Below are 10,398 nucleotides of genomic sequence, written 5' to 3' on the forward strand. Positions count from 1 at the left end.
AAGTTGGCACTTGGAAAGTCCAACCTCTTGGCTATGCTGATCCACATGTCACGCCGAAGCTACGACCAGTACTGCGCCGTCGCCCGCGCCCTGGACGCGGTGGGGGAACGCTGGAGCCTCCTGATCGTCCGTGAACTCCTGGCCGGCCCGCGCCGCTACACCGACCTGCACGCCGACCTGCCCGGCGTCTCCACCGACATCCTGGCCGCCCGGCTCAAGCAGCTGGAGGGCGAGGGCCTGGTCGCGCGGCGGCGACTGGAACGGCCGGCCAACGCGACGGTCTACGAGCTCACCGAGCGCGGGCGCGAACTGCGACCGGTCATCGAGGCGCTGGGGGAGTGGGGCCTGGCCGCGCTCGGCGAGCAGCGGCCCACCGACGCCGTGCGCGAGCACTGGTTCACGCCCCGCAAGGCGGGGGACGAGGCGGCCGTCGCGCTCTGACGAGCCGGTGGCCCGGCAGCGCGATGGCGCGATGGCTCGGCAGGGCGGTGGCCCGATGGCGCGGTGGCCCCGTGGCGGGTGAACGGGGGCAGCGGCAAGGCCCCCGTCGCCGGCCGCCGCCCCGTGTGCCCAGGATGGTGCGGGCCGATAAACGAACGGTCGACGCCCGATGAGCGCCGAGGTCAGGGGCCTGGCTGCGGAGCCGCACCGACGCGCACGTACGATCGTCGGACCGCGAAGCCGTCCCAGGAGAGCGGAGGCCCCCGCCCGTGCCCACCACCCATCGCAGCTACGCCGGCTACGTCGCCCTCGGCGACTCCTTCACCGAGGGCATGTGCGACGACCTGCTGCCCGACGGCCACTACCGCGGCTGGGCCGACCGGGTCGCCTCGGCGCTGGCGGCGGAGCGCGCCGACGGGGACTTCCGGTACGCCAACCTCGCCGTCCGCGGCAAGCTCATCGGGCAGATCCACGACGAGCAGCTCGCCCCCGCCGCCGCCATGGGCGCCGACCTGGTCACCCTGGCCGGCGGTCTCAACGACGTGCTGCGCCCCGGCTGCGACATCGAGAGGGTCGAGCAACTGCTCGGCGACTGCGCCCGCGAGCTGCGGGCCGGCGGTGCCACCGTGGTCATGTTCACCAGCACCGACCCCACCCGCAGGATGGCGGGCAGCGGCCGGCTGCTGCCCACCATCCTGCGGATGAAGGCCTTCGTGCAGGAGCTCGGCCGCCAGGACGGATTCGCGGTGGTCGACCTCTTCTCCGCGCCCTGCTTCGACGACCGCCGGCTGTGGGCCGAGGACCGGCTGCACCTCTCGCCCGAGGGGCACCGGCGGGTCGCCGAGGGCGTGTTGGAGGCGCTCGGCCGTCCGGCCGCCTTCGACTGGCGCGCCCCGCTGCCCGTCGCCGCCCCGCCCGGCCGGACCGAGCGCCTGCGCGCCGACGCCCGCTGGCTGCGCACCCACCTCGGCCCGTGGGTCGGCCGCCGCCTCACCGGCCGCTCCTCCGGCGACGGGCGCCCGCCGAAGCGGGCCGAACTCCTGCCGTACTCCCAGGAGTCCTGACTCGCACGAGTCCTGACTCCAGGGAGCCGTGACCCCTACGAGCGGACCCCTGCGAGCCGGATCCCTGCGAGCCGGACCCCTACGAGTCCTGGGCCTGCGGGTCGGTCGGGTCCAGGACCAGGCTCGCCATGGGGGAGTGGGTGGTCCAGCCGAGCGCGGTGTAGAGCGCCTGTCCGTCCGGAGTGCCGACCAGCACGCCGGTGCGCGCGCCCCGCTCGTACGCGGCGGACTGCAGCGTGCGCATCACCAGGGCGCCCAGGCCCCGGCGGCGGAACCCGGGCGCGGTGGTGATCTGGTCGGGCACGGCGACCGGTCCGGCCAGGCCGGCCTGGCCGCGCGCCGCCAGGTGCCCGTCCTCGGTGCGCACCATCGTCCGGATGACGCCGCCGCGCTCCCAGGTGGTGACGGTGTGGCCGGCCGGGGCCGCCGGCCGCTCGGGGGCGAGCGGGACGCTCATCAGGAAGCCCGGCTGGTCCTGCCGCCACTGCGGGCCAAGCCAGGGGAGCACCGTGGCGTCCTCGGCGAACAGCTTCAGCCAGGTGGTCGGCGCGGTGGTGGCCTCGGCGATCTTGCGGACCTCGACCTCGGTCGGCTCGGGCAGCACGTGCCGGCCCACCTCCCCGGTCGGCGAGCCGACGTCGATGCTCCAGCCCCAGGGCTGGTCGACCGGCTCGGCGGCGCCGCGCGACACGACCCAGCCCGAGATCCACATCCGGACCAGTTCCCTGGTGCCCGGCTCCTGCATGATGCCCACCTCGTTGTATGTAACAGTCTCTGGCGCTTTTCACACCTTACCGGCGATGGGGGTGGTCTGCCCAGTAGGATTTCGGGGTTCACGGCGCCGCACCGGCGCCCGGCTGGAAGGACCCCGGAACGTGCGCGAGACCGAGTCGCCGCAGGACCCCACGGCGGCCGAGCCGACCCCGCTCCGGTCCGACTGCAGCAGCTGCTTCGGGCTCTGCTGCGTCGCGCTGCCGTTCGCCGCCGGTTCCGACTTCGCCGTGAACAAGGCCGCCGGGAGCCCCTGCCGCAACCTGCAGGCCGACTTCAGCTGCGGCATCCACGCGCGCCTGCGCGACAGCGGCTTCCAGGGCTGCACCGTCTACGACTGCTTCGGCGCCGGGCAGCGGGTCTCCCAGGTGACGTTCGGCGGGCGCAGCTGGCGCGAGGAGCCGGACAGCGCCGGGCCGATGTTCGAGGTCTTCCCGGTCGTCCGGCAGCTGCACGAACTCCTCCGGTACCTGACCGAGGCGCTCACCTTCGAGCCCGCCCGCGCCGTCCACCCCGAGCTGCGGCAGGCCCTGGAAGAGACCGACCGGCTGGCCGGCGGCACCCCCGAGGAGATCCTCGCCCTCGACGTCCCGGCCCGCCGGCAGCGCGTCAGCGAACTCCTGCTGCGCGCCGGCGAACTCGTCCGCGCCGGTGTCCCGAACCGCCGGGAGCACCGCGGCGGCGACCTCTTCGGCGCCCGGCTGCGCGGTGCCGACCTGCGGGGTGCCAACCTGCGCGGGGCCCTGCTGGTGGCCGCCGACCTCTCCGGCGCGGACCTGCGCCTGGCCGACCTGATCGGCGCGGACCTGCGCGACACCGACCTGGCCGGCGCCGACCTCAGCACGGCGCTCTTCCTCACCCAGAGCCAGCTCCACGCCGCCCGCGGCGACGCCGCCACCCGCCTCCCGGCCGGCCTCACCCGCCCGGCCCACTGGCCCGACACCGCGGTGCCGGCGGCGGCGCGCCCGGCGGCGAAGCCCCGGTCCGGGCCCGGCAAGGGCGGGCGGCCGGCCCGGGGGCGTCGCCGCTGAGGCCGCGACGGTCCGGTCCTACTGGCCGACCCGGCCGTCGACGCACTCGCGCAGCAGGTCGGCGTGCCCGCAGTGCCGGGCGTACTCGTCGATCCGGTGCACCAGCAGCTCCCGGACGGCGATGCCGTCCTTCCCGAGTCGCTCGCCCAGGTCGGGGAACCCGCTGAGCAGGGCGTCGGTCGCGGCCTGTTCGCGTTCCAGGTCCCGGAACGCGGCCTCCACCACGGCCGGTTCGGCCACCGCGCCGTCGAAGTCCGCGTCCCGCGGCCCGTAGAGCTTCGGGAGCCGCTCGCCGTCGGTGACCCAGCTGCGCCAGTCGCGCTCGACCTCGGCCAGGTGGCGCACCAGCCCCAGCAGCGACATCGTCGACGGCGGCACCGAGCGTCGGGCCAGCTGTTCGGCGTCCAGCCCCTCGCACTTCATCCGCAGGGTCAGCCGGTAGTTCGTCAGACAGTCGATCAGCGGGCCGAGTTCGCCGTCCGGGCTCGGCCCGTCGCTGTTGCGGGGGTCGTCGTCCGGGTCGGCCCACATGTCGGGGTGGACGGTCGCCTCGGTCCATCGTGCGGGTTGTTCGGTCATGTCCGCATCGTCGCCTGCAACCACCGCCGCCTGCCACCGAGTTATCGCCTGCGCGGGACGTCGGACCGGCCGACTTCCCGCGCGGCCGGTCCTCGGCGGTCCTCAGTGGTCCTCAGCGGTCCTCGACCGCTCCTCGGCTGCGCTCAGTCGGTCAGCTGTCGGTCAGCAGCCGGGCGCGCAGGGCGTCGGCCTGGCTTCGGTCGATGCCGAGGGCGCCGCTGAGGTAGGCCTCGACCGACCCGTGGCGGGCGGCGAGGTCGGCGAGCGTGAGGCGGATGACGGCCTCCGGGGCGCGGCCGTAGCCGGGCCAGCGCAGGGTGCGGTCGGGGTGGGCGGCGTGCCACTCGGCGACGAAGTGCGGGGTGGCGAGCTCGGTGAGGGCGAAGTCGGCGGCGATGTCGTCCTCGGCGACGCCGAGCAGGGTGAGCAGCAGGGCCGCGATGAGCCCGGTGCGGTCCTTGCCGGAGGCGCAGTGGAAGACCACCGGGGCGTCGGCGGCGGCGATCACCTCCAGGACCTGCCGGATCTCCTTCACCCCGTCCTCGGCGACCTCGGCGAAGCGGTCGGCGAGGTAGCGCCAGGGGTCGAGCTCCGGGTCGATCTCGGCCTGGTCGTACGGGCGGTGCTCGATCGACAGGTTGTGGTACTCCAGCCCGTCGACCTCGGGGACCCGGCCCTTGGCGGCGATCTCCCAGGGGTAGCGCAGGTCGATCACGGTCCGGACGCCGAGGGCCCGCAGCCGGTCGAGGTCGGCGGGGGAGGAGAGCTTGCCGAGCGAGTCCGAGCGGTAGAGCAGGCCCCACCGTACGGACCGTCCCCCGGCGGCCGGGTACCCGCCCAGGTCGCGGAAGTTGTGCAGGGCATCGAAGGTGTGGTGACGCGTTGTCATGCGCGGCACTCTAGCCAGCCGTTCAACCGCTCAGCGGTTCATCGGTTCAGCCGTCTCGCCCGGGGGCGGGGTGGCCGTAGCCGTGGGCGAGGAGGTCGAAGGCGCGGGTGGCGTCGCCGGCGGCCTCGGCGTGCAGGTCGTCGGCGGTGCGGCCGCCCTCCTGGATGCGCTGCCAGTTGTGCAGGGCCAGGACGCGCTGGGTGGCGGTGACCTGGGCGGCGAGCAGCGCGGCGGTGAGCGCGCGGGGTTCGGGGAGTTCGGGGACCCCGCACAGGGCGTCGGCCAGGGAGCGTTCGGCGCGGGACACGTACGCGCCGACCCGGGCGGCCAGGCTCGGGGTGCCGTACACGAGGGCGGTGAAGGCGAGGACGGCGGGGTGGTCGTTGAGGCCGGTGACGGGGTCGCGCCGGGTGAGGCCGGTCAGGAAGTCCCTGAGCAGGGCGTCGAGCACCGGTTCGCCGGCGAGCCGGTTGCGGACGACGTCGGCCGCCTGCTCCTGGTGGTCGGCGAAGCGGTGGACGACCAGGTCCTCCTTGCTGGGGAAGTAGGAGAACAGCGTCGGCTTGGAGACCTCGGCGGCCGCCGCGACCTCCGCCACCGACACCTGGTCGAACCCGCGCTCCAGGAAGAGCGCGATGGCTGCCTCGGAGATGGCCCGCCGGGTCTGCTCCTTCTTGCGCTCGCGCAGTCCAGTCATGGGCCCAGGCTAGCAGGGGATCTTGACCCGGGAAGGTTTTTGACCCGGTCGGCGCGCCGGTGCCCGGCCGCGGCGCGACGGGGCGCTGACCGACCTCGCGGACGCCCCCTGGCCGCCGCCCGCGGCCCCCCGGGGAGCGACGGCCCCCCGGGAGCGGCGGGCCGCTGCGGGGGAGCGGTCAGACGCTGCGGTCGGCGAGCACCTCGCGGACGACGTGGCGGGCGTTGGCGGTCAGGGCCGCGTCGGTGTGCCGGTAGTACGGGATCGTCACCAGGGCGATGGAGAAGGCCCAGGCGCGGCCGCGGGCCCACATCGCGTCGTCGGCGCGCAGGGCGGCGCGGAAGGTGGGGCGGGCGGCGGCCGGCAGCAGGTTCCATGCGGCGATCAGGTCGGCGGTCGGGTCTCCGACGCCCATCAGCGCGAAGTCGATGACGGCGGTGAGCCGGCCGGACCGGGAGAGCAGCAGGTTGCCGGGGGTGAGGTCGCCGTGCATCCACTGCGGCGGTCCGGCGTGGTCGGGCAGGCGCAGGGCCTTGTCCCACAGCGCGGTCGCGGCCGCGGTGTCGATCGAGCCGGCGAGCTGGGCGATGGCCGCGCGGGTCGCGCCGTCGCGGGAGGCGAGCGGGACGCTGCGGTGGCCGGCCGGGGCGTCGGCCGGGTCGACGGCGCGCAGGGCGTTGACGAAGCCGGCCAGGTCGCGGGCCAGCGCGTCGGGTGCGGCGAGGGCGCCGACGGCCGGGTTGACGCCGTCGATCCAGTGCAGCACCGCCCACTCCCACGGGTAGCCGGCGGCGGGCCGGCCGACGGCGAGCGGGGCGGGGATCGGCAGCGGGAGCCGCGGCGCCAGCCGGGGCAGCCACTGGCGTTCCCGGCGGAGGTCGCCCGCCGCCCACTCCACCCGGGGCAGCCGGACGGCGAGTTCGGGCCCGAGGCGGAACATCGCGTTGTCCGCCGCCGCGGAGCCGACCGGGGTGATCGGAAGGTGCTCCCACTGCGGGAACTGGGCGGAGATCAGACGCCTCACCAGGGCCGCGTCGACCACCGGCTCGTCGGGGTGCATCCGGGTGGCAGCGCACATGCCCGGCAGCGTACAGCGCCGATCGTTTCCGTTCAGCCGTATTCCCCAACTGCGCTGACTTATAGGCTGACGGCATGGTGATCAGTCAGCAGACGGCGGGCGAGCGTCGGGCCCTGCGCGCGGCGCAGGCGGCGCTCGCGCTGCTCGTCCTGCTGGGCGTGGTCGGGCGGTACAGCGAGCGCCCGGGCGGCCTGCTGGTGCTGCGCGACTGGTTCGACCGGCCGCTGCTGCTGTTCACCGCCGCGCTGCCGCTGCTGCTGGTGGTGCTGTACTGCGTCACCTGGCGGGCCTGGATCCGGGTGGTCCTGGGCGTCGGCGTGCTGCTGGCGGCCGTGGCGACGGTGCCGCTGTGGCTCTTCCTGGACGCCCCGTACGACACCGGGACGCAGCGGGCACCCGACCGCTCCGACCGCCGGATCGTCCGGCAGGAGGAACCCGGGATGCTCAGCACCGCCCAGTGGGTCTTCGTCGACCAGGGCACCGGCCTGACCGCCCGCCGCTGGCCGATCGCCCACGCGGGCTTCCGCTACGGCGACGAGATCGACGCCGCCTGGGACGGCCCGGACCGGGTCCGGCTGACGAGCGGCAGCACGACGAAGGTGATCGACCTCGCCGCCGACGGCCGGCCCAGCGACTCGCTCACGCTGGGGTGACCCGCACCCCGATCGTGCCGTCCTTGCCGAACCGCAGCACGTTCGCGGTCAGCGCGATCGCGCACAGTAGCCCGTACTTGCGGCGCAGCAGCTTGCGGTAGGCGGGCGCCCGGACCGGGTCGAGCACGGCCGTGGCCGGGACCTGTGCGCCGAGCAGGTTGCCGCGGATGTCGCTCGGGCCGACCAGCACGTCCGAGCGGTTGCGCAGGCGCTTGACCTTGCCGGTCTTTGTCACCGTGGTGAAGACCAGCGCGTCGCCGTCCCGCGCGACCCAGACCGGGGTGGCCACCGGGGTGCCGTTCCTCCGGTAGGTGGTGAACAGCAGGTACTTGGCGGCGGCGAGCCGCTCCAACTCGGCGGCAGCGTCCAGAGTGTCCATGCCCGCCAGGCTATGCAGGGGCAACTGGGCATCGCTTGAGCCTTCTTGGGGCCGTCGGCGGCCCGCCCGGGCCCGCCGGCCGGGCGCGCCACGCCCGGCCGCCACGGGTGCGGCCGGGCGTCGTCGTCGGCACCTGCCAGAATGCAGGGCGTACGGCGAAAGCACTGAAGGAGAAGGTGACCGGCTTCGTGACCACGCCAGTCGAACAGGCGGCCCGCCAGGGCCAGCAGGCGATCGAACGCAAGATCGCCGAGGAACTGGGCGTCCGCGAGGGGCAGGTGAAGGCGGCCGTCGACCTGCTCGACGGCGGCGCGACCGTCCCGTTCGTGGCCCGCTACCGCAAGGAGGTCACCGGCTCGCTCGACGACGCCCAGCTGCGCGGCCTGGAGGAACGGCTGCGCTACCTGCGCGAACTGGAGGAGCGCCGGGCGGCCGTCCTGGAGTCGATCGAGTCCCAGGGCAAGCTGGACGACGCGCTGCGCGCCCGGGTGCTGGCCGCCGACTCCAAGGCCCGGCTGGAGGACATCTACCTGCCGTTCAAGCCGAAGCGGCGCACCAAGGCGCAGATCGCCCGGGAGGCCGGGCTGGAGCCGCTGGCCGACACCCTGCTCGCCGACCCCGCGCAGGACCCGGCGACGCTCGCCGCCGGGTACCTCAACGAGTCGGTGGCGGACGCCCCGGCGGCCCTGGAGGGCGCCCGCGCGATCCTGGTCGAGCGCTTCGGCGAGGACGCCGACCTGGTCGGCTCGCTGCGCGAGCGGATGTGGACCCGCGGCCGCGTGGTCGCCACCGTCCGCGACGGCAAGGAGCAGGACGGCGCCAAGTTCGCCGACTACTTCGACTTCGCGGAGCCGTACACCAAGCTCCCCTCGCACCGCATTCTGGCGATGCTGCGCGGCGAGAAGGAGGAGGTGCTCGACCTCGAACTCTCGCCCTACGACGGCGAGTCCGAGGGGGACCTGCCCGGCGGGAGCGACTACGAGCAGCGGATCGCCGCCCGCTTCGGCATCGCCGACCGCGGCCGCCCGGCCGACAAGTGGCTCGGCGACACCGTGCGCTGGGCCTGGCGCACCCGGATCCTGGTGCGCCTCGGCATCGACCTGCGCGCCCGGCTGCGTGCGGAGGCCGAGGAGGAGGCGGTGCGCGTCTTCGCCGCCAACCTGCGCGACCTGCTGCTCGCCGCCCCGGCCGGCACCCGCGCCACCATGGGCCTGGACCCGGGCTTCCGCACCGGGGTGAAGGTCGCCGTGGTGGACGCCACCGGCAAGGTCGTCGCGTACGACACGATCTACCCGCACCAGCCCGCCAACAAGTGGGACGCGGCCGTGCACACCCTGGCCGCGCTGGCGAAGAAGCACGACGTCGACCTGGTGGCCATCGGCAACGGCACCGCCTCCCGGGAGACCGACAAGCTGGGCGAGGACCTGATCAAGCGCCACCCCGAGCTGAAGCTCACCAAGGCGATGGTCAGCGAGGCCGGCGCCTCGGTCTACTCGGCCTCCGCGTTCGCCTCGCAGGAGCTGCCGGAGCTGGACGTGTCGATCCGCGGCGCGGTCTCGATCGCCCGCCGCCTGCAGGACCCGCTGGCCGAACTGGTCAAGATCGACCCCAAGTCGATCGGCGTCGGCCAGTACCAGCACGACCTGAGCGAGGTGAAGCTCTCCCGCTCGCTGGACGCCGTGGTCGAAGACTGCGTGAACGCCGTCGGCGTGGACGTCAACACCGCCTCGGCGCCGCTGCTCACCCGGGTCTCCGGCATCACCGGCACGCTCGCCGACAACATCGTCGCCCACCGCGACGCCAACGGCCCGTTCCGCACCCGCAAGCAGCTCAAGGACGTCGCCCGGCTCGGCCCCAAGGCCTTCGAGCAGTGCGCGGGCTTCCTGCGCATCCCCGGCGGCGAGGACCCGCTGGACGCCTCCAGCGTGCACCCCGAGGCCTACCCGGTGGTGCGCCGCATCCTCGCCGCGACCGGCGGGGAGCTGCGCGCTCTGATCGGCAACGGCGCCGCGCTGCGGGCGCTGAAGCCCGCGGACTTCGCCGACGAGACCTTCGGCGTCCCGACCGTCACCGACATCCTCGGCGAGCTGGACAAGCCCGGCCGCGACCCGCGCCCGGCCTTCCGCACCGCGACCTTCAAGGAGGGCGTCGACAAGATCGGCGACCTGGAGGTCGGCATGGTGCTGGAGGGCGTGGTCACCAATGTCGCGGCCTTCGGGGCCTTCGTGGACGTGGGCGTCCACCAGGACGGGCTGGTGCACGTCTCGGCGCTGTCCAGGACTTTCGTGAAGGACCCGCGCGAGGTGGTCAAGCCCGGCGACATCGTGAAGGTCCGGGTGGTCTCGGTGGACGTGCCGCGCAAGCGGATCGGGCTCACCCTGCGGCTGGACGACGAGGTCGGGCGCGAGCGCGGCGACCGGGGCGGCGACCGCGGGGACCGCGGCGAGCGGCAGGCCCGCCCGCCGCGCCAGGAGCGGCGCGGCGCCGGTCAGGGCGGTCAGGGCGGCCAGGGCGGACGCGGCGGTCAGGACCGGCGCGGCGGCGGCCAGGGCGGGCGTGACCGGGGTGACCGGGGCGGCTCCGGCGGCTCCGGCGGCTCCTCGGCGCCGGCCAACAGCGCCATGGCGGACGCGCTGCGCCGGGCCGGCCTGGCCGGTGGCTCCGGCGGCTCCGGCGACCGGCGCTCCGGGCGGCGCTGAGCCGGGACGGACGGCGGCCGTACCGACGACAGCCGCACATGGCGACGGCCGGGGGCCGGTGGACGCGTCCTGACCGCCCTGCCCGGCGCCGCGCCGCACCTGGCGCGGCGGGCGGGC

At 74.9% G+C, this 10,398-nt stretch carries 10 protein-coding genes and 1 pseudogene; 5 read left to right on the forward strand and 6 right to left on the reverse strand.

The genetic code is table 11. The annotated features are described in order from the left end of the window. Positions 1-45: 45 nt before the first annotated feature. Both ABT048_RS39215 and ABT048_RS39220 read left to right on the forward strand, forming a co-directional pair. Positions 46-399, forward strand: a pseudogene (locus ABT048_RS39215) (winged helix-turn-helix transcriptional regulator); the annotation flags it as partial. Positions 400-710: 311 nt separating this feature from the next. Further along, positions 711-1,505: an SGNH/GDSL hydrolase family protein gene (locus tag ABT048_RS39220; protein WP_350526432.1), complete on the forward strand. Its 795-nt coding sequence runs from the start codon at positions 711-713 to the stop codon at positions 1,503-1,505. Between the two features lie 79 nt (positions 1,506-1,584). On the opposite strand, the gene ABT048_RS39225 is transcribed toward ABT048_RS39220, so the two are convergent. Beyond that, positions 1,585-2,250: a GNAT family N-acetyltransferase gene (locus tag ABT048_RS39225; protein ID WP_350526441.1), complete on the reverse strand. Its 666-nt coding sequence runs from the start codon at positions 2,248-2,250 to the stop codon at positions 1,585-1,587. 130 nt (positions 2,251-2,380) lie between these two features. On the opposite strand from ABT048_RS39225, the gene ABT048_RS39230 reads away from it, so the two are divergent. Further along, positions 2,381-3,307 carry a pentapeptide repeat-containing protein gene (locus ABT048_RS39230; protein ID WP_350526433.1) on the forward strand — a complete coding sequence of 309 codons (927 nt, stop codon included), beginning with the start codon at positions 2,381-2,383 and terminating at the stop codon, positions 3,305-3,307. A gap of 18 nt (positions 3,308-3,325) precedes the next feature. Here the strand turns inward: ABT048_RS39230 and ABT048_RS39235 are convergent, their stop codons facing one another. From ABT048_RS39235 to ABT048_RS39250, 4 genes are all read right to left on the reverse strand, one after another. Further along, a complete protein-coding gene (locus tag ABT048_RS39235; RefSeq protein WP_350526434.1) occupies positions 3,326-3,886 on the reverse strand; it encodes a DinB family protein in 561 nt (186 codons plus the stop codon). A 151-nt stretch (positions 3,887-4,037) separates the two neighbouring features. Further along, on the reverse strand, positions 4,038-4,775 hold the full coding sequence (locus ABT048_RS39240) for a tyrosine-protein phosphatase (protein WP_350526435.1): 738 nt from the start codon (positions 4,773-4,775) through the stop codon (positions 4,038-4,040). Between the two features lie 46 nt (positions 4,776-4,821). Then, the gene (locus ABT048_RS39245) at positions 4,822-5,472 is read right to left on the reverse strand and encodes a TetR/AcrR family transcriptional regulator (RefSeq protein ID WP_350526436.1); all 651 of its coding nucleotides are present in this window, start codon (positions 5,470-5,472) and stop codon (positions 4,822-4,824) included. A 178-nt stretch (positions 5,473-5,650) separates the two neighbouring features. Next, positions 5,651-6,550, reverse strand: a complete 900-nt coding sequence (locus ABT048_RS39250) for an aminoglycoside phosphotransferase family protein (protein WP_350526437.1) — start codon at positions 6,548-6,550, stop codon at positions 5,651-5,653. Between the two features lie 74 nt (positions 6,551-6,624). Between ABT048_RS39250 and ABT048_RS39255 the strand changes: the two genes are divergently transcribed. Next, positions 6,625-7,203, forward strand: a complete 579-nt coding sequence (locus ABT048_RS39255) for a hypothetical protein (protein ID WP_350526438.1) — start codon at positions 6,625-6,627, stop codon at positions 7,201-7,203. Here the strand turns inward: ABT048_RS39255 and ABT048_RS39260 are convergent. Continuing rightward, entirely contained in the window at positions 7,190-7,582 is a 393-nt protein-coding gene (locus ABT048_RS39260; protein ID WP_350526439.1) for a PPOX class F420-dependent oxidoreductase, read from the reverse strand. The genes ABT048_RS39255 and ABT048_RS39260 overlap by 14 nt on opposite strands. A gap of 188 nt (positions 7,583-7,770) precedes the next feature. Between ABT048_RS39260 and ABT048_RS39265 the strand changes: the two genes are divergently transcribed. Further along, positions 7,771-10,281: a Tex family protein gene (locus ABT048_RS39265; protein ID WP_350526440.1), complete on the forward strand. Its 2,511-nt coding sequence runs from the start codon at positions 7,771-7,773 to the stop codon at positions 10,279-10,281. Positions 10,282-10,398: the final 117 nt, after the last annotated feature.

The sequence above is a fragment of the Kitasatospora sp. NPDC096140 genome, assembly GCF_040303045.1.
Classification (GTDB): Bacteria; Actinomycetota; Actinomycetes; order Streptomycetales; family Streptomycetaceae; genus Kitasatospora.

Bases quoted from the DNA above. Each gene is read 5' to 3' on its own strand.
- ABT048_RS39240 (WP_350526435.1), bottom strand. From the start codon at position 4,775: ATGACAACGCGTCACCACACCTTCGATGCCCTGCACAACTTCCGCGAC.
- ABT048_RS39225 (WP_350526441.1), bottom strand. From the start codon at position 2,250: ATGCAGGAGCCGGGCACCAGGGAACTGGTCCGGATGTGGATCTCGGGC.
- ABT048_RS39235 (WP_350526434.1), bottom strand. From the start codon at position 3,886: ATGACCGAACAACCCGCACGATGGACCGAGGCGACCGTCCACCCCGAC.
- ABT048_RS39245 (WP_350526436.1), bottom strand. From the start codon at position 5,472: ATGACTGGACTGCGCGAGCGCAAGAAGGAGCAGACCCGGCGGGCCATC.
- ABT048_RS39250 (WP_350526437.1), bottom strand. From the start codon at position 6,550: ATGTGCGCTGCCACCCGGATGCACCCCGACGAGCCGGTGGTCGACGCG.
- ABT048_RS39255 (WP_350526438.1), top strand. From the start codon at position 6,625: ATGGTGATCAGTCAGCAGACGGCGGGCGAGCGTCGGGCCCTGCGCGCG.
- ABT048_RS39260 (WP_350526439.1), bottom strand. From the start codon at position 7,582: ATGGACACTCTGGACGCTGCCGCCGAGTTGGAGCGGCTCGCCGCCGCC.